Source organism: Hyphomicrobium methylovorum (genome assembly GCF_013626205.1).
Lineage (GTDB): Bacteria > Pseudomonadota > Alphaproteobacteria > Rhizobiales > Hyphomicrobiaceae > Hyphomicrobium_B > Hyphomicrobium_B methylovorum.
Window position 1 is genome coordinate 43,112 of record NZ_QHJE01000001.1, and the last position, 18,605, is coordinate 61,716.

The following is an 18,605-nucleotide window of genomic DNA, read 5'->3' on the forward strand; positions in this document are numbered from 1 at the left end:
CCGTACCAATCAACGGTTCAAGTTGTAGGTCGATTCGTAGGGCGGATATGCGGGCGCCGAGCCGCGCCCACAGCCAATGGGGCGGCGAAACGCCAAATCGCTAGATAAACCGGCTGCCGACGTTGCGCACTGTGGACCGGATGCGGCGGACCGTACCCGTTTTCGAGCGCATGACGACCGTTTCCGTTTCGGCGAAGTCGCCACGGATGCGGACGCCTTTCAGCAGCGAGCCGTCGGTTACGCCAGTCGCCGAAAAGACGACGTCGGCGGACGCCATGTCTTCGAGTTTGAATATGCGATTGATGTCGGCAATACCCATTTTCTCAGCGCGGATACGTTCCTCGTCCTTCATCGGCATCAGACGGCCCTGGATCTGGCCGCCGATGCAGCGAAGCGCCGCCGCCGCGAGCACGCCTTCCGGTGCGCCGCCCGAGCCCATGTAGATATCGATACCGGTTTCGCGCGGATCGGTCGTCCAGATGACGCCGGCGATGTCGCCGTCAGGGATCAACTGCACGCCAGCGCCTGCTTCACGCACCGCTCGGATCAGGTCTGCGTGGCGCGGGCGATCCAGGATGCAGGCCATGATTTCGCCGATCGGCACGCCCTTGGCTTTCGCAAGCGATTGCAGATTGTCGGCCGGGCTGGCATCGAGATCGACTGTGCCTTCCGGATAGCCAGGCCCGATTGCGACCTTATTCATGTACATGTCCGGCGCGTGTAGCAGCCCGCCCTTTTCGGAAATGGCCAGAACGGCGAGCGCGTTCGGCATCGCCTTGGCGCAGATCGTGGTGCCTTCCAGCGGATCGACTGCGATATCGACCTCAGGGCCTTCGCCTGTGCCGACCTGTTCGCCGATGTAAAGCATCGGCGCTTCGTCCATCTCGCCTTCGCCGATGACAACGGTGCCGCGAATTTCAACGCGACCAAGTTCCTTGCGCATCGCGTCGACGGCGGCCTTGTCGGCTGCTTTCTCGTTGCCGCGGCCACGAAGCTGCGCGGCGGCGATGGCTGCCGCTTCCGTTACGCGGGCGAGTTCCAGCACCAGGATGCGTTCGAGCCCCGGACCCTGCGTTCCGTTCGCTTCATCGACGTTGGTCATATCTCATTCCTTCCCGGCCGTTCGGCAGCCGTTTCCAATCTCTAGAGTTCTTCGATACGGATCATCTGCGGAGGTTCGGTGACGTTCCCGTCTGTCTCGATCGTCGCCAGTGCCTTGCGCATGGCAGCTTCCGTCGTCTCATGCGTGATGATGATGACGGGTTGTGCGCCATCCGACGTGCGCTGCGGCAAGGATCGCGGTGCGTGTAATGTCTGCGGACGATGCTGGACGATGCTTTCGAGCGACACGCCCTGATCGCCCAGGCTCTTTGCAATGCCCGCCATGGCGCCTGGCCGATCCACCAGCGCAAGGCGCACATAGTAAGACCCATAGTGACGATCCAGCGGCGCGCGCTTGTGATCTTTCAGCTTGGCGCTTGGCGTGACGAACGGCGGTACGACGAGACCGCGCGCAATGTCGAGAATATCGCCTGCAACAGCGGATGCGGTCGGGTTGCCGCCAGCGCCTGCGCCAACCAGCAGGATGCTTCCCGAAAAGTCGCCTTCGATGGCGACCGCGTTGGTCACGTCGGAGACTTCCGCGATGGCTGAATCCTTGAACACCAATGCTGGCGAAACGCGCGCTTCGATACCGCTGTCGGTTTCGGTCGCGACGCCGAGCAACTTGACGCGATAGCCCAGGCTATCGGCCGCTTCGATATCGGCCTCAGTGATCGAGGTAATGCCTTCGACATGGATCTGATCGAAGGCGACGCGCGTACCGAACGCAAGGCTCGTCAAGAGTGCGAGCTTGTGGGCCGCGTCGAACCCGCCGATGTCGAACGACGGATCGGCCTCGGCATAACCGAGCGCTTGCGCTTCCTTCAACACCTCGTCGAAGGGGCGCTTCTCGCTCTGCATCTTTGTCAGGATAAAGTTGCACGTGCCGTTTAGAATTCCGTAGACGCGGCGGATGCGGTTTGCACCCAGCGCCTCGCGCATCGTCTTGATGACCGGAATGCCGCCAGCGACAGCCGCTTCGAAATTCAACGCGACTCCGTTCGCCTCGGCCAGCTGCGCCAGCTCGATGCCGTGCTTGGCGAGCAGAGCTTTATTGGCCGTGACGACGTGCTTCTTCGCCTTAAGCGCGGCCTCGACCGCTTCCTTCACGATGCCGCTGTCGCCGCCGATGAGCTCGACGAACACCTCGTTCGATGGGTCTTTCGCGAGCGCTACAGGATCATCGAACCAGGTTGCGCCCTTGACGAGCGCGTCACGCTGTTTGTTACGGGTACGTGCCGAAACGCCCGTTACGCGGATGTCGCGTCCGAGGATACGAGAGAAGTGAGAGCCGTTGGTATCGAGCAGGTTCAGCAGCGCGCCGCCGACCGTGCCAATTCCGGCTATTCCGAGAGTGAGAGGCTTCATTGCAAATGGACTACCGGCTAGCGGATTTCTGGGAAGGGTGAGACGGCTCGCTGCTATCGCGTTCGGTGAAGAGCTTTTTGATCGATCGTGCGGCCTGACGAATACGCTGCTCATTCTCGACGAGAGCAATCCGGATGAAGCCTTCGCCGTGCTCGCCGAAGCCGACGCCCGGTGAAACAGCGACGTCCGCCTCCTCGATCAGCATCTTTGAAAACTCGACCGAACCAAGATGACGGTAGCGTTCGGGAACCGGCGCCCAAGCGAACATGGTTGCAGGCGGCGGCGGAATATCGAACCCGGCGCGGCCGAAGCTTTCAACCAACGCATCGCGACGGCCTTTGTAGAGCGCGCGAATTTCGTCGACGCAGTCCTGCGGACCATTGAGTGCGGCGGCGGCCGCGACCTGTATCGGTGTGAAGGCGCCGTAGTCGAGATAGGATTTGACGCGCGCAAGCGCACCAATCAAACGCTCGTTGCCGACCGCGAAGCCCATGCGCCAGCCGGGCATGTTGTACGTTTTCGAGAGCGACGTGAATTCGACAGATATGTCTTTCGCGCCGGGAACTTCCAGGATCGATGGCGGCGGCACGCCGTCATAGTAGAGTTCGGCATAAGCGATATCGGACAGAATGATAAGTTCGTGACGCTTCGCCAGCGCGACCGCTTCCTTGTAGAAGTCCAACCCGACGACCTGTGCCGTCGGGTTCGACGGAAAGGAGATGACAACCGCCAGCGGTTTCGGGATCGAATGTTTCACCGCATGGTCGATGGCGCGGAGGAAATCTTCGCCGTTGCTTGCGGGCAGATGGCGGATCGAGGCACCAGCAATGATGAAGCCGAAGGCGTGGATCGGGTAGGTCGGGTTCGGCACGAGAACGACATCACCCGGCGCTGCAATGGCCTGCGCGATATTCGCAAAGCCTTCCTTCGAGCCGAGTGTTGCGACAATCTCCGTTTCGGGATCGAGCTTCACGCCGAAGCGGCGCTCATAGTAGGCAGCCTGCGCCTTGCGGAGGCCGGGTATGCCCTTCGAGGCCGAATATCTATGCGTCCGAGGTTTGTTAATCGTCTCGATTAACTTGTCGACGATGTGCTGCGGCGTCGGCATGTCCGGGTTGCCCATGCCGAGGTCGACGATGTCGGCGCCGCGCGCGCGGGCAGCAGCTTTTAAACGGTTCACTTCCGCAAAGACATAAGGCGGGAGGCGCTTGATACGATGAAAGTCTTCGCTCACCGGTATTGACCCTCAGCGCCATCATCCGGCGCCCCTGGTGTTGACGTTCACACGCTGGCCTGCGCGGCTTGGTTAAGCGCCACCGGTCAGGGCATTTTAGAGATCGCCGCATTCTTTACGCTTGCGGCTGCCTGTCCGTCCAGTGCCGCGCCGCGGCATGGCTGGTAATCATGCTCATTAGGCCGCGCAAAACGCATTTGCCGCGGCGCGGCGTCAAATATGCCGCCCTGGTTTTGGCACGCCGCCATTCTACTTAGAGGCAACCCTGGCGCTACGCGATTCGGCTTGATCGAGCGCGGCCGCAGGGGCAGTCTTCGAAGCGCAACGTCAAGCGTTCGGACGTCTAGGGAAACGCACAAAGAACATGCCGCAAGATAGCCGCGAGCCTCCTTCTTTTCTAGCGCGCTACATGATCGCGAACCCAGAAGAGTTCGCTTCCAACCTCCTGAAGGCGTTTGAGCGCGGTAGTGCCGCTATGGCGCAGCTGGCGGACCGGCCAGACGCAAAGCTCGGGCCATACAGCGCTGCCAGCGAATTTTCCGCAGCGACCGAGACAGTCTCGGCTTTGCTCAGGACGTGGCTTTCCGATCCGATCAAGCTTTCGGAGGCTCAGGCGCTGTTCTTCAGCCAGTTCGCCGCGCTGTGGAACAACGTCATCACGCGGACGATCGGCTTGCCGGTCGAGCCGCTCATCGCGCCAGCAGCGGGTGACAATCGATTCAAGGATCCGGAATGGAGTTCCAATCCGTTCTTCGATTTCTGCAAGCAGGCCTACCTGCTGGCATGCAAATGGGCGGAAGATCAGCTTGCCGCGATGCCGAACCTCGATCCGCGCGAACGCCACCGCGCTGAATTCTATCTACGGCAGCTCACAAGCGCCTATTCGCCGACGAATTTTCTCATCACCAACCCGGAAGTGATCCGCGCAACGCTCGAGACGAACGGGCGCAATCTTCTTCAGGGCGTGGAGCAACTGGCGTTTGACCTGAAGCATTCCGGCGATCTGATGAAGATCAGCCAGACGGATGCCGCTGCGTTCGAGCTTGGGCGCAATCTAGCGATGACGCCTGGAAAGGTCGTTTTTCAAAACGAGCTTCTGCAGCTGATCCAGTATTCGCCGACGACCGAGAAAGTGCGCGAGCGGCCGCTGCTGATGGTGCCGCCGTGGATCAACAAATATTACATCCTCGACCTGACGAGCGCGAAGAGCCTCATCAAGTACGTCGTGGATCAAGGGTTCACAGTCTTCATCGTGTCCTGGGTCAATCCCGACGAACGCCTCGCGGATAAGACCTTCGAAGACTACATCCTTGAAGGCATTCTCGAAGCCGTGCGCGCCGTTCGAGAGGAAACGAACGTCGAGAAGATCAACGTGCTCGGCTATTGCGTGGGTGGCACGGCGCTCGCGACCGGCCTTGCCTATCTCGCCAAGCGCGGCGAAGACCCGTTTGAAAGTTGCACGCTGCTGACGACACAGGTCGACTTCACGCTTGCCGGAGACCTTCTGCTCTTCACTGACGACACGCAGCTCGATAGCCTTGAAACGCTGATGACAGAGCGTGGCTTCCTCGACGGCTCGCGCATGGCGAACGTATTCAACATGATGCGGCCGCGCGACCTGATCTGGCCGTACGTCATCAACAATTACATGCTCGGCAAGAAGCCATTCCCGTTTGATCTCCTCTTCTGGAACCAAGATTCAACGCGCATGGCCGCCGCAAATCACCGTTTCTATCTGCGGGAATTCTATAACGAAAACCGGCTGGCCAAGGGCGATATGGACCTCGGCGGTATCAAGCTGAATCTCGCGAAGATCACGCTGCCGATCTTCTCCGTAGCGGCGCGCGAAGATCATATCGCTCCGGCGGCGTCTGTGTTCCGTGGCGTGCAGATGTTCGGCGGCCCGATTGAGTTTGTGCTCGCGGGCTCAGGCCACATCGCTGGCGTCGTCAATCCGCCGGAGAAGGTGAAGTACCAGTACTGGACCAAGGGCACCGCGATGGACAGTCTTGCCGATTGGCAGAAATCGGCGAAAGAGCACCCCGGTTCGTGGTGGCCCTATTGGATCGGCTGGCTGTCCGAACGATCTGGCGAGTGGATAGATGCCCGTGAGCCGGGCGCCGGTCTTGGCGTCATTGAAGACGCTCCCGGTTCTTACGTCAAAGCGCGGTAAGCGGTCTGGATTGAGGCTGGCTCCGTAGCTCGCGAGCCAGCCCGGAGTTTTGTTGGCGCTACTGCGACGCGCGTTTCGCGCGCCAACGGAAACATTTCTTTGGCGCTGGCGACTCTCCTTCGTCGCGCCGGCCGAAGTTTTCTTTGGACGCTGGCGACTCTCCTGCGTCGAACCGGCCGCCAGCGTTTAGGCGCATAGACACTCAAGCCAGTTCGAATTCGCCTTCAAAATCCACAGGCCACAGGACCGTGAACTCTTCCGCATCGAGCGTGCGGAAGGCGACTGCATTGATATCGAGCTCATCGGCCGCGCTCTCGACGATCGGCTCGATCTTCTCCCAAACCCGTTCTGCGTTCTTGGTGCGCAGAATGAGATTGATGACTCCGTTGCCCGGTTCGTGACCATCGACCTCGACAGCCGTCGAGCGCTCGAAGGTTTCGATCAGCTTATCTTCGAGTTCGATCACCTTCTCGATGGTGTCGTCGTCGTCACCTTGAAATTGCAGTACAAGCTGGTGGTTCATGACCCCTTCCCGGCAGTTACAGTTCAGTTTGCGGCGAACGCCTGATCCAGATCGGCAATGATGTCTTCGACATCTTCGATGCCGACCGACAAACGCACGACGTCAGGACCGGCCCCCGCGGCTATACGTTCTTCGTCTCGAAGCTGGCGGTGGGTGGTCGACGCCGGATGGATCACAAGGCTTCGCGTGTCGCCAATGTTTGCCAGCAGGCTGAAGAGCTTCAGCTTCGAAACAAATTTTACGCCCGCTTCATAACTGCCCTTAAGCCCGAAGGTGAATAGGGCTCCGGCGCCTTTCGGACAGATTTTTTGCTGCACTGCGTGGTTTGGGCTGCTCGGAAGTCCCGCGTAATTCACCCAGGCGACTCCGGGGTGTTTTTCCAGCCACTTGGCAACCGCAAGGGCGTTGTCGCAATGGCGCTGCATGCGGAGCGGCAGGGTTTCGGTTCCCGTCAGCAACAGGAACGCATTGAACGGCGAAATGGATGGGCCGAGATCTCGCAATCCGAGGACGCGGGCGGCGATCGCAAACGCCATTGGTCCGAAGGCGTCGGCCATGACCATGCCGTTGTACGACGCGATGGGCTCGACAAGCGACTTATACCGGAACTTGCTTTTCTGCCAATCGAAGGTGCCGCAATCGATGATGATGCCGCCGATGGAGTTGCCATGTCCGCCGATGAATTTCGTCAGGCTGTGAACGACGATGTCGGCACCGAATTCCTTCGGACGGCAGAGGTAGGGCGTCGCCAGCGTGTTGTCGACGATGAATGGAACACCGGCTTTCTTCGCAACAGCGGCGATGGCCTGCAGGTCCATCACGACGCCGCCGGGATTGGCCAGGCTTTCGCAGAAGATCGCGCGCGTCTTCGGCGTGATTGCGCGCTCAAACGATGCGGGATCCGTTCCGTCGGCCCAGACGACGTTCCAATTGAACTTCTTGAACGAGTGATTGAACTGGGTAATCGAGCCACCGTAAAGCTGACGCGCGGCGATGAATTCGTCGCCGGGTTCCAGCAGCGTATGCATCGCCAAAAACTGCGCGGCGTGGCCGGACGAGACTGCGAGCGCCGCGGAACCACCTTCGAGAGCGGCAATACGGCTCTCAAGCACTTCCTGAGTCGGGTTGTTGATGCGCGTGTAGATGTTGCCGAACGCTTCCAGCCCGAACAACGCAGCCGCGTGATCCGCATCCTTGAAGACGTAAGACGTCGTCTGATAGATCGGCGTCACACGCGCGCCGGTGGTCGGGTCCGGCGCTGCTCCGGCATGGACCGCCTGTGTTGCAAATCCCTTTGGCGGCTGGCTCATGCTCAATTCTCCCTGACATCGATTTGACGTCAGGGAGCGCAGGCTGCGGCCGGAGTCAACCTTCCCGGTAGAGGGAGGTCAGAGATTGGCGAACTGGCCCGCTATGCCGCAACGCCACTTGCGGATGACCCAATTGGGGTGTTCCCCAATCCACTTTGCCATTTCGATCTGACCGGACATCATGCACTGCCCAGCAGTGACGCTTTCGCCTTCGAAATTCAGCCTTACCTCCCTGCAGCGGGAGGGCTGGTCGAGCATGCAGACGGATACCACGAGTTCAATCATAGGACCCCCAGGTTCAGCTAGGACCTCTCTTGCGAGCGATCCGGTTGGCCCTGGGCGGTTCCTCGTGTCTGCTTTTTATGGCACGGCGAATATCGGCAAAGTATGCGGGAAAAATTCTCGATCGCAATGATTGCGCTGTCGCAGTCCGGCGCTAATCGCCTGCGCATGTTGAATTGGTCTGCCGATGTTGCGAGAATGTACCAGAGATGTGTCAAATATGTTTGACACATGTTTGCGCCCGTGTACCTGCGGTGTCTCCCATGCTCAAAGCGACGCCGGGATGCAACATCCTGATCGTTATTTGGAACGTAATCCTATGTGTGGGCTTGTAGAAACGCCGCTCTAGAGCGATGTGTGCGGAACACGACCCGTTAATTGGTTAAGGGCAACAGATGACAGTTTCCGGGGCCTCTTCGGCCGAGAGTTCGACGTGGGAAGACAGCGTTCAGTCTGTTCAGTCTGTTACTCCGACCGTCGGGTGGTTTTTACGACGATCCGCGCTTTGGGCGGCGATTGTAGTGGCTGCAGTTGTATCCGCTTGCGCGCTCTATGCCTTCGCCAATGACGTTGGCGCCAGCAACACGCATATGGGCCCAGCGCAGACGAGCCAAAGTTTTAAGATCTAAAAGCACTTCATTCGTGTGCCTGACGGTGGGCGACGGGATAAATTCTGGCCGCTCGTCCGTTTAAACAGCATCTGTTATGATTTTCGGTGCCATTTTCGACAGGTCACCGTGGAGCGAAGACGGGGTATTCTGAATTAGATTTTACTTTTGGCTCGTGGCGGTGTCGTGCTCTTGATCCCTGACATGGCTACCTTTTATTATCATTCCCGGGTTGGCCCGAGGGACGCGTTCGAATGACGGAGCAGCAAAAGAAGTTTCCGGAGTTCTACGTCACTGCTCCGCAGCCTTGTCCCTATTTGCCCGGCCGCCTCGAACGGAAGCTTTTCACCCATCTCACGCATGACAAGCCGCCGGAACTGGTGGACCGTCTGCTGACGACCGGCTTTCGACGCAGTCAAAACATTGCCTATGTGCCGTACTGCGAAGGCTGCCAAGCCTGCGTGTCTGTGCGCGTGCTGGTCGACGAATTTCAGCCTGACCGTTCGATGCGGCGCAGTTGGGCGCGGAACTCCGGACTCGTCGCGCGGCGCACCGCGCCTATTCCGACGGCCGAGCAGTATGCGCTTTTCCGGACCTACATCGACGCGCGCCACAGCGATGGCGGCATGGCCGATATGACGATGCTCGATTATCGCATGATGGTCGAGGACACCGTGATCGAGACGTTCCTCACAGAGTACCGCGCGAAGCCCGAAGGTGCGGACGACATCACCTTCGAATCCTGGCCGCTCAAAGCTGTCTCGCTTTGCGACCGGCTGACGGACGGCATTTCGATGGTCTACAGCTTTTACGATCCAGATGACGGTGGGGCTGGCCTCGGCACCTACATGATCCTCGAGCACATTGCGTTTGCGCAGCGCATCGGCGTACCGCACGTTTACCTCGGCTACTGGATCGAGGGCTCGCGGAAGATGGCTTACAAGACGCGCTTTCGTCCGCAAGAGAGACTTGGTCCGGACCGGTGGGAACGCGCCGACGACACCACCGAGTAAAGTGTACTCACTTCGCAAGCTCGGCGTTTATCTTGCCAAACATATACGTCCACTTTGCCGTCTGCGTATCGACGAGCAGTTTCATGCGCGCACGGAGTTCCAGCAGCATGGCGCAATCCGGCTTTGCCGATGCGGCCCCCTCTTGCCCCATCGAAGAAATGGCGGACAACAGTTCATCTGACGACTGGTCATAGACGACCATTTTATCGTCTCGCACGAACGGCTTTGCCTTCTGCATAAACTCGTCGTGGCTCCAGCCGCGCTTGTCTTTCAATTCGCGCAGCTTCTCTTGAAACTCGGGACGGTTCTTGATGTTGAGGTCGCGCAGGCCCGCCGCTGCGGTCTCGACAACGGATTCGAAGTCAGCCTTCGTGCACGTGCCGTCCGCCGGATCGGCTTTCAGGCCGGTGCCGGACAACGCCAGTGCTAAAGCCGCGAAGATCGCGCCCGCGATGTTAATGAACCCGCCCATAGGATTGTCGTAGCTTTACGACACCACTTGGACAAGCGCGGGCGATCAACACTTCTCAGCTAAATCGCGGCCCGAACTGATTGGAGCGTGGGAAACCCTTCGGCGCAACACGTCCGGTCTGCGCGCGCTCACCCACCCATTCTTTCAGTTCGCTCCAGGAGAGCGTGAATTCGCGGCCGGCGCTGTCGTGCCAGGATAGACCCTGCGATTTCTTGAAGACGCGAATGTCGGACAAGCCGCCGTCTTTGAAGCGCTGGAGGATGACGCCCTTGCCGCGGGTCATCTCGTTGACTTCATCGAGCTTGAAGACCAGCAGCTTGCGATTTTCACCGATGATGGCCACGCAATCGCCGTCGGCCGGAACGCAGAGACGGGCTTCATCAGGCTCCGACACGTTCAGGATCTGCTTACCCTTCTTGGTCGAGGCAATGACCTCTTCCTCAGGCACGACGAATCCATGGCCGCCCGTGGAGGCAACGAGAAGTTTGCGCGAGGGATCGTGTACGAAGACCTCGGCGATGTCGTGATTTTCTTCGAGGTCGATCATCAGGCGAACGGGTTCGCCGTGTCCCCTGCCGCCCGGCAATGCCCCAGCGTCGAGCGTGAAGAATTTTCCGTTGGTCGCGAGCAGCACAATCTTGTCGGCCGTCGTTGCCTTAAGCGCACGCTTGAGGCCGTCGCCCTGCTTGAAGTCGAGCTTCGAGAGATCGTCCTGATGGCCCTTGAGCGCGCGTACCCATCCCTTTTCCGAGAGGATGATCGTGATCGGCTCCTTCTCGACCATTGCGGCAGCGAGATCGGCATCGATCTCCGGGGCATCTGCGAATGACGAGCGGCGGCGGCCGAGCGCTGTCTTCTTCGAGAAGCGCTCGCGCGTTGCCTTCACTTCCTCGGAAACACGCTCCCACTGCAAGTCTTCCGACTTCAGCAGTTGCTTGAGGTCTCGGCGCTCCTTTGAGAGCTTGTCGTGTTCCGCTTTGATCTCGACTTCTTCAAGCTTCGATAACGAGCGGAGGCGGAGGTTCAGGATGGCCTCGGCCTGCACTTCGGTCAGCTTGAATTTGGCGATCAGTTTGGCCTTCGGATCGTCCTCGCGGCGGATGATCCGAATAACCTCATCGATGTTGAGGTATGCAATCAGGTAGCCGTCGAGAACTTCGAGGCGATGCTCGATTTTCTTCAGGCGGAATGTCGACCGGCGGACAAGCACTTCGATGCGATGCGTGAGCCATTGCGAAAGCACGTCGCGCAGCGACAGCACATTCGGAATTTGTCCGGCCGAGAGGACGTTCATGTTGAGACCGATCCGCACCTCAAGTTCGGAGGAACGGAACAGGCTTTCCATCAGCACCATTGGATTGACGGTGCGGCTCTTGGGCTCGAGAACGAGGCGTATTTCTTCGGCGCTTTCGTCGCGCACATCGCCCAGCAGCGGCAGCTTCTTCTCGCCCATCAATTCGGCGAGTTTTTCGACGAGCTTTGCCTTCTGCACACCGTACGGAATTTCGGTGACGACGATCTGATAGCCGCCGCGATTTGTATCTTCCTTGTCCCAGCGCGCGCGCACACGGAATCCACCGCGGCCCGTCTTATACGCTTCGAGCATCGACTCGGCCGATTCCACGATGACGCCGCCTGTCGGGAAATCAGGGCCAGGCACCATTTCCACGAGCTTTTCGATCGTCGCGTTCGGGTGCTTGATGAGGTGCAGCAGCGCTGCGCACAGCTCATCGACGTTGTGTGGCGGAATGTTCGTCGCCATGCCGACCGCAATGCCGGACGATCCGTTGGCAAGGAGGTTCGGGAATGCTGCCGGAAGTACGATCGGCTCTTCGACGCGGCCGTCGTAGTTCGGGCGGAAGTCCACCGTGTCTTCGTCGATGCCTTCGAGAATCGCCGCCGCGATCTCGGTCATGCGCGCTTCAGTATAGCGTTCGGCCGCCGGATTATCGCCGTCGATGTTGCCGAAGTTGCCCTGACCGTCGACGAGCGGATAGCGTACGGCAAAGTCCTGCGCGAGACGCGCCAGCGCGTCGTAGATCGCCTGGTTGCCATGGGGATGATAGTCACCCATCACGTCGCCGACGATCTTGGCGCACTTGATGTAACCGCTTTCCGGATTGAGGCGCAGTTCGCGCATCGCGTAGAGGATGCGGCGGTGGACCGGCTTCAGGCCATCGCGCACGTCCGGCAGCGCGCGGTGCATAATGGTGGATAGCGCGTACGCGAGATACCGCTCTTCGAGAGCCGTGCGAAGCTCAACGGGCACGATCGGGCCATCGCCCGGCAGAATCGGTTTGGTCGTCATAGCGCATCCCTACAGCGCGGGGCCGGGCCCCTCAAGTCTGGGGTCATGCCACTGCCGGTGCATTCAGGCACGCGCCACGCCGACGCACCTGCGACCGATGCACAGCCGACACAGCTTGGCCGTATTTCCCCTAACCCGTGTCCCGGAGGCGTTTGTTTTCCGCCCTCTCATCCTCCATATCTCCGGCGTTGATGCCTTATGAGGAGAGCGTCCCAATGGCTGCCTTGGCGCCTGATCTGCCGACCGTCGAGCAGCGCATTGTCGAAATGACGAACAAAGTGCGCGCCGAACACAAGCTGGAGGCGGTCAAGGTCAACGCGATCCTGACGAAGGCTGCGCGCAGTTATGCGGACAAGCTCGCGCGCAGCGGACTGTTTTCGCATACTGCTGACGGACGGCAGCCGGGTGAGCGTGCCGAGAGCGCGGGCTATCGCTACTGCGCCATCGGCGAAAACCTCGCCATGAATCAGGACAGCCGAGGATTTCGCGCGGAAGATCTGGCGTCGCAAGCGATGAACGGTTGGATCAATTCGCCCGGACATCGGGCCAACATTCTGATGACGAACGCGACCGAGATTGGCGCGGGGGTTGCGAAGGCTCCCGGCGCGAAAGGGAAATACATTTCCGTCCAGCTTTTCGGCCGCCCCTCCTCCGCGTCGTTGGCGTTTCAAATCTCGAACACTGCGAAGTCCGAGGTGCAGTATTCGTTCGCCGGCAAGACACACGATCTCAAACCGCACACGTCAGTCGTGCACGAATCCTGCTCACCGGGAGACATCGTGTTTTCAGCGAGCGGCGGCGGCCTGTTTTCCGGGCCATCGGAAATTGCGCGTGTACGCGCCCAAGACGGAAAGCTCTACACACTCAAAACCGGGACGAACGGGATCCGCATGGATGTAACGGCGCGAGAAAATGTGCGCTGAATACGCATCTTCGCCGCAAGCTATTTTGGGAACGTTTGGGTAGCTGGCGCGTTTAGGACCGAACGCAATAGCCTACGAGGTCATCTAAATGGAACGTCGCACAAGTGTTCTGGCACTCGCCATTCTGGCGATTGTGCTCGTTGTGGGCGGTGTGTGGGCGTATCAGCAGTCGCAGACCGAAGTTCTGGTCGATAGTCCGGGCGTTCGTATCGAGACGAACAAGGCGACGGGCGAAACGACCGTCGATGCTCCGTTCGCGCACATTGAAAAGAATAGCAGCGGGACAAGTGTCGACGCTCCCGGCGTCAAGATACAGGTTCCGAAGCAGCCGTCAAAATAGCTTTTTCCCTATTCCTCCTACGCTCTCCCCTTCACGATTGCCGCCCGTTTTTGACGGGCGGCTTTTTTGTCAGCCAATCGAGCGAATGATGCCGCCTTCTACACGCAGCGCCGCTCCGTTGGTGGCCGATGCTTCTTTCGACGAAACGTAAACCACCATGTTGGCGACCTCTTCAACGCTGGCGAAGCGCTGAATGAGCGAGGACGGACGATGGTCCTTGACGAATGTCGCCGCCATCTCATCCGGCGTCGTATTGGCTTCCTTCGCCATCGCCGCAAGAAACGTTTCGACTCCGTCGGAGCGTGTCGGTCCTGGCAGCACGGAGTTGACAGTGACGTTGGTTCCCGCGGTCAATTCCGCGAGGCCGCGGCTGATTGCGAGTTGCGCAGTTTTCGTGAAGCCGTAGTGGATCATTTCCGGCGGAATGTTCAACGCCGACTCCGACGCAATGAAAACAATGCGTCCCCAGTTTCGCTCCAGCATGCCGGGCATCAGCGCGCGGGACAAGCGCACGCCGGACATGACGTTTGTTTCGAAGAAGCGCGTCCAATCTGCGTCGGAAGTATTGAAGAAGGCCTTCGGCTCGAAGATGCCCGCGTTGTTGATCAGAATGTCGACCGCGGTTGAAGCGTTCGCAATCTCATCGCAACCGGCGCTGGTCGACGTCAGCGGCGATGCCTGAAATTTTCGCTTTGCCGGCATGCTCGCGAACGGCTGCAATCGCTCGGTTCACTGTTTCTGTCTTGCGGCCATTGACGATCACATCGGCGCCGGATGCCGCGAGGCCTTTGGCAATTGCGAGACCGATGCCGCCGGTCGATCCCGTCACCAGGGCGGTTTTGCCCGTCAAATCGATGTTCATGGACGAAGCGTCCCCTTTTGCTGCCAGAGGTCGCCGTTAGCTAAGCGCCTATAGCCGCTTAACGCCAGTCGTCTTGATAGGGATCGTAATCATAATCGCGTGCGGGCTGTCTCGGGGCGAAAGAGCGGTTCTGCGTTTTCGCCTTGGATGTCTTCGCCGACGCCACCTTTCCGCTGAGGGAGCGAACGATCGTCACCTCTGTGCCGACGCGCACCAGCGACGCCAGATGCAGAACATTCTCGTTCATCATGCGGAAGCAGCCGGACGATTCCGCCCGTCCGATCGACTTCGGCTCGTTCGTGCCGTGGATGCGGTACAGCGTGTTGCCGAGGTAAATGGCTTTCGCGCCAAGCGGATTGCGGATGCCTCCGCGCATGCGCTCGGGCAGATCGGGGCGGCGCTTGCGCATATCGGCTGGCGGATACCAATCCGGCCAATCGGCGACGCGAGAAACCTTTTCCTTACCCGTCCAGGAGAAGCCCTGCCGGCCGACGCCGATCGAGTACGCATAAGCGGACGAGGAATTCAGCACGTAATAGAGCTTGCGACCGCTGGTATCGATGACGATTGATCCCGTCGGATAATTGCCGCTGAAGGAAACGATCGGTGGAGCGACCGCGCGAATGTAGGGCTTGTTGCCGCCGCTGGCGCCGGGATTCTGATTTCGCCGCGCTTCTTCTGCTGGCGGCAATGCAGCGTCCCACGCGTCATCGTCATCGCGATAGCGTGGCGCGTAGCTGGGAACGCGTGTCGTGCGCCGGGAGCCATAGGCCGGTCCGCCATTGTAGCGAGGATCGTAGCGCAGATCGCTGTCGTCGATAGAACTGCCGCGCTCTGTGCGGCGATCATATCGCTCGAAGTAGCGGTCGTCGTCATAGGCGTCGTCATCGCGATATGGAGCGTCGTAGGACGAGGGCGCTCGCCGCGATGACCAGTTGTCCCAGCCTTGAGCGGAAGCAACCGAAGGTGCCAAAGCCCACGCGCACAAAACGCCGACAGCAGCAAACGCAAATTTCATGGCACCCCGCGGACACAAACCATTGAACACTCAAACCAACAACGAATGGAGTTCTTCGTTCCGTCTGTGTCTCGCGCAAGATGGCGGCCAAGCCGTGGCGAACCTCACAAAGCGCGGGCTGCGGCATAAGGAATCGGCCGATTGGCCTCCCCGTTTCCAGTCAGCACAGTAAGCCCGCAGGCGCGGCCGTGTCGGGATTGCCGCCGTTTGAACATTTTTCGAAAATTGATTCGATGCTGATTTTTTCTCCCTCGACAGGTGAGTCGCAAATCGGAGATTGTCGAATCGGTGGTGGGGACGCGGTGTAAACCGCAAGTAACACTTAGATAAATCGACAGGGAATGCACAAGATGGCTCGGACCTCGTCCGTTCCTCAGCGGAGGACTCTTGCCGGTACGGCGCTCTTGGGGAAGAGCGGATTTCTGGCCAGAACGGGGCATGCTGTCGGACGCGAGCCGCAGCGCAGTTTTATTTTGCTTTTGTCGGCGCTCGCCACTCTGGGTGGCACCGCGGTTCTGAATTTCGATTCGCAGTCGGTCGCGACTATGATGTTCGTAGCTGGCGCCGGGCTGGCGGCACTGATCCTGGTTCCATCTGCGAGCGGCAGCGATTCTGCTCCGCGCTCCGTTGAGGCCTATCAAGCCCGTTTCGCGGAGCTGCAGCGTCCAGCTTCAGGCAGCACCCAATTTGATCGTGCGCAGTGGGCCAAACTAACAGCCCATATGAGCCATGAACTCAGAACGCCGCTCAACGCCGTGCTCGGCTTTTCTGAACTGATGACGAAAGAGGTCTTCGGGCCGCTCGGTTCGAACTGCTATGGCGACTATGCACGCGATATTCATTCCAGCGGCCGGATGCTTCTGAAGTCCGCCGAAGATGCTCTGGCAATCACCGCAGTTCTTACGTCGGCTGATCGCTCTGCCACGCAACGCACCAGTTTTCTTCAGACCGTGGTCGGCGAAGCGTGCTCGTCTGCAGACTTCGACCTCGCCTCACGATCCATCTCGATTGATTGTGCGATCGACGCAGCCACAGCGGTTTGCGGAGATGCGCAGGCTCTGCGTCAGGCCGTTGTCAATCTGCTGGCTGAAGCCGGGCGCAACGCATCATCAGGCGCTGTGCTTCGTATCCGTGCGGTCGAAGCGTCCGGTGGAGTTACGCTGACGATTGCGCTCAGCGCTCGCGACGCGATTACGCCGCCGCCCGAAGACGGTTTCGCTCTCATTCTTGCTCGCACGCTTTGCGACCTCTGTGGCGCACGGTTGACGTCTGACGCTACAGAAGGGCGCGACCGAATCTGGAAAATTGAGTTCCTCGCCGCGACGCAGAACGATTTGTTCCGTCACCTCGGCGCTTGATCGGCCAGCGCGCGTCGTTAGCGCTGGCGCTCACCGTGAGGATTTACGGCGCCGGAGCGGAGCTCTCTGCAGGCTTCTGCGAACCAGCTTCATTCTGCGGATCGGCATGGCGTAGGAACTTGGGCCGACGCTTATCGCGCCACGCCTGAAGGGACTTGCGTTCCTCTAACGAGAGGCCCGCCGCCATTTCCGCAAGCGAATTGTTCAGCACATTCCGATACTGGCTTTCGGCGTCACGAAGCTCAGACAGGGCCGTCTTGTACTTGTCCTTGTCGAAGGGCTCGCTCGTCAGCAGCGCGTTTGCTTCCAGCCACTTCTGGCGCAAGTTGCTCCGCAGATCCTTTACCTCCGCGCGCGTTGCAAGAACACGAGCGCGAAACGCATCGCGGTGCTCAGGCTTCAAGTCGCGGGAGAAGCTCATCAGGCCATACTCATCCGTTTTGGAACCCATATGATGGTGCCACGCCGCTGTTGCGATGCCGCCGACAAACAGCAGGTTGATCGCGAGCGAGGCGATGAAGCCCGGATAGAGGAAGCGCGACCGGCGCGGAGCCGGCATCTCGACGTCCAGTGTCACAGGAGATCCTCATCCAGCAAGATATCGGTATCATCGACTTGCGCGATCTGACGGGTGCCGTTCGCGGCCGCCTGATCGCCCACCAACGAATTCACCATGCCCGACTGACCGGCAAGCACACCCAGTACCAACGACGCTGCCAGCGCCGTTGCAACAAATCCATGATGGCGCCGCGGCGTGCGCGATGGGGCAACGACGTTCGCTGACGAAACGATCCGCGGCTGGCGCTCCGCAGCCATCACGATACGGCTCTTCAGCCCGTCGATGCGGTTCATATCGTACTGAGGCGCGCTATCGAGCAGGCGATCGAAAAGCTCCGCATCCTGCAGCAGCTTCTGCGCCGGTTCGCTCGTCGCAATCAGTCCCGAAAGCTCGTGACGCAGGGGCGCGGGCCAGCGGGTCCGGTCGGCGCCGTAGGTGTCGAGCGCCGCCTCCAATTTATCAAGGCCGATGGGCCGTCGATTGTCTGTCATCGTCCTATCCACTCCCGCATTCAGGAACCACCATCTTTGCGCAGCGATTCCCACTCCAATTTCAATTCCGCTTTCATCTGGCGCCGTGCGCGGCTGAGAAGCGATTCAATCGCTTCGTCCGACACGCCGAGGATCTGGCCAATCTCAATCTGGCTCAGACCTTCGAAGTGAAACAGCGTCAGCGCCAATCTCTGGCGTTCCGGAAGCCGCTCAATCGCGACGCCCACGCGCTGCTGCACTTCACGACTTTCTATTCCTGCCAACTGCTTCGGGGCCTCCGGCACCTCTGGCAATTCATCAACCACTTTCACGCGGCCCTGACCGCGCACACGGTCCAGGCACAAATTCGAAACGACGCGGCGCAACCACGGGCGCACACCCGCCGGGCCGATCTCAAGCGTCGCCCCTGACCGCCAGAGCCGCAGGAACGTCTCCTGCGCGACGTCTTCCGCCTCCGCGTCATCGCGGAGCATGCGCCGTGCGATGCCGACGATGCCGGCAAGATGGCGCTCCATCAGCATCCCGAACGCGCGCGCGTCTCCGGAGCCGGTTTCGGCCACGAGCGCGGCTTCGTCTGCCCGGTTCTCTGCTGCCGGGCGCGGTATGGCCGGGCTTCCGTCCGTCCTGATCGCCGCCACGTGTCCCCTCGACAAATTCTCTGT

The 18,605-nt window shown here is 59.9% G+C and carries 17 protein-coding genes and 1 pseudogene; 5 read left to right on the top strand and 13 right to left on the bottom strand.

All coding sequences use genetic code 11. From position 1 onward, the window contains the following. Positions 1-100: 100 nt before the first annotated feature. Genes glpX through DLM45_RS00220 form a run of 3 tightly spaced genes read right to left on the bottom strand, consistent with a single transcriptional unit; the run spans position 101 to position 3,703 of the window. On the bottom strand, positions 101-1,102 hold the full coding sequence (glpX, locus tag DLM45_RS00210; RefSeq protein WP_181335003.1) for a class II fructose-bisphosphatase: 1,002 nt from the start codon (positions 1,100-1,102) through the stop codon (positions 101-103). A gap of 41 nt (positions 1,103-1,143) precedes the next feature. Beyond that, entirely contained in the window at positions 1,144-2,469 is a 1,326-nt protein-coding gene (locus DLM45_RS00215) for a homoserine dehydrogenase (protein ID WP_181335004.1), read from the bottom strand. Positions 2,470-2,479: 10 nt separating this feature from the next. Then, entirely contained in the window at positions 2,480-3,703 is a 1,224-nt protein-coding gene (locus DLM45_RS00220) for an LL-diaminopimelate aminotransferase (protein ID WP_181335005.1), read from the bottom strand. 364 nt (positions 3,704-4,067) lie between these two features. On the opposite strand from DLM45_RS00220, the gene DLM45_RS00225 reads away from it, so the two are divergent. Further along, a complete protein-coding gene (locus tag DLM45_RS00225; RefSeq protein WP_181335006.1) occupies positions 4,068-5,876 on the top strand; it encodes a PHA/PHB synthase family protein in 1,809 nt (602 codons plus the stop codon). A gap of 202 nt (positions 5,877-6,078) precedes the next feature. On the opposite strand, the gene DLM45_RS00230 is transcribed toward DLM45_RS00225, so the two are convergent. The 3 genes from DLM45_RS00230 to DLM45_RS00240 form a co-directional block, all read right to left on the bottom strand. Then, entirely contained in the window at positions 6,079-6,399 is a 321-nt protein-coding gene (locus DLM45_RS00230) for a hypothetical protein (protein ID WP_181335007.1), read from the bottom strand. A 23-nt stretch (positions 6,400-6,422) separates the two neighbouring features. After that, the gene (locus DLM45_RS00235) at positions 6,423-7,709 is read right to left on the bottom strand and encodes an O-acetylhomoserine aminocarboxypropyltransferase (protein ID WP_181335008.1); all 1,287 of its coding nucleotides are present in this window, start codon (positions 7,707-7,709) and stop codon (positions 6,423-6,425) included. Positions 7,710-7,787: 78 nt separating this feature from the next. Then, the gene (locus DLM45_RS00240) at positions 7,788-7,994 is read right to left on the bottom strand and encodes a hypothetical protein (protein ID WP_181335009.1); all 207 of its coding nucleotides are present in this window, start codon (positions 7,992-7,994) and stop codon (positions 7,788-7,790) included. An 859-nt stretch (positions 7,995-8,853) separates the two neighbouring features. On the opposite strand from DLM45_RS00240, the gene DLM45_RS00245 reads away from it, so the two are divergent. Next, positions 8,854-9,612 carry an arginyltransferase gene (locus DLM45_RS00245; protein ID WP_181335010.1) on the top strand — a complete coding sequence of 253 codons (759 nt, stop codon included), beginning with the start codon at positions 8,854-8,856 and terminating at the stop codon, positions 9,610-9,612. A gap of 7 nt (positions 9,613-9,619) precedes the next feature. Here DLM45_RS00245 and DLM45_RS00250 read toward each other — a convergent pair whose 3' ends face one another. Next, entirely contained in the window at positions 9,620-10,084 is a 465-nt protein-coding gene (locus tag DLM45_RS00250) for a hypothetical protein (protein ID WP_181335011.1), read from the bottom strand. Between the two features lie 55 nt (positions 10,085-10,139). Then, positions 10,140-12,392, bottom strand: a complete 2,253-nt coding sequence (gene parC, locus DLM45_RS00255) for a DNA topoisomerase IV subunit A (protein ID WP_181335012.1) — start codon at positions 12,390-12,392, stop codon at positions 10,140-10,142. Between the two features lie 215 nt (positions 12,393-12,607). Between parC and DLM45_RS00260 the strand changes: the two genes are divergently transcribed. Next, a complete protein-coding gene (locus DLM45_RS00260) occupies positions 12,608-13,315 on the top strand; it encodes a CAP domain-containing protein (RefSeq protein ID WP_181335013.1) in 708 nt (235 codons plus the stop codon). Positions 13,316-13,403: 88 nt separating this feature from the next. Continuing rightward, positions 13,404-13,655: a hypothetical protein gene (locus DLM45_RS00265; protein ID WP_181335014.1), complete on the top strand. Its 252-nt coding sequence runs from the start codon at positions 13,404-13,406 to the stop codon at positions 13,653-13,655. A gap of 69 nt (positions 13,656-13,724) precedes the next feature. Here the strand turns inward: DLM45_RS00265 and DLM45_RS00270 are convergent. Both DLM45_RS00270 and DLM45_RS00275 read right to left on the bottom strand, forming a co-directional pair. Beyond that, a pseudogene (locus DLM45_RS00270) lies at positions 13,725-14,517 on the bottom strand (SDR family NAD(P)-dependent oxidoreductase). 58 nt (positions 14,518-14,575) lie between these two features. Further along, the gene (locus DLM45_RS00275) at positions 14,576-15,535 is read right to left on the bottom strand and encodes a L,D-transpeptidase (protein ID WP_181335015.1); all 960 of its coding nucleotides are present in this window, start codon (positions 15,533-15,535) and stop codon (positions 14,576-14,578) included. Between the two features lie 350 nt (positions 15,536-15,885). Here DLM45_RS00275 and DLM45_RS00280 point away from each other — a divergent pair, with 350 nt between their 5' ends. Further along, on the top strand, positions 15,886-16,893 hold the full coding sequence (locus tag DLM45_RS00280) for a sensor histidine kinase (RefSeq protein WP_181335016.1): 1,008 nt from the start codon (positions 15,886-15,888) through the stop codon (positions 16,891-16,893). 43 nt (positions 16,894-16,936) lie between these two features. Here the strand turns inward: DLM45_RS00280 and DLM45_RS00285 are convergent, their stop codons facing one another. From DLM45_RS00285 to DLM45_RS00295, 3 genes are read right to left on the bottom strand one after another with little or no spacing between them, the layout of a single operon-like run. Continuing rightward, positions 16,937-17,470, bottom strand: a complete 534-nt coding sequence (locus tag DLM45_RS00285) for a periplasmic heavy metal sensor (protein WP_181335017.1) — start codon at positions 17,468-17,470, stop codon at positions 16,937-16,939. Then, entirely contained in the window at positions 17,467-17,943 is a 477-nt protein-coding gene (locus DLM45_RS00290) for an anti-sigma factor (protein WP_181335018.1), read from the bottom strand. The genes DLM45_RS00285 and DLM45_RS00290 overlap by 4 nt, the downstream gene beginning before the upstream one ends. A 20-nt stretch (positions 17,944-17,963) precedes the next feature. Further along, positions 17,964-18,581 carry a sigma-70 family RNA polymerase sigma factor gene (locus DLM45_RS00295; RefSeq protein WP_343062219.1) on the bottom strand — a complete coding sequence of 206 codons (618 nt, stop codon included), beginning with the start codon at positions 18,579-18,581 and terminating at the stop codon, positions 17,964-17,966. Positions 18,582-18,605 lie beyond the last annotated feature (24 nt).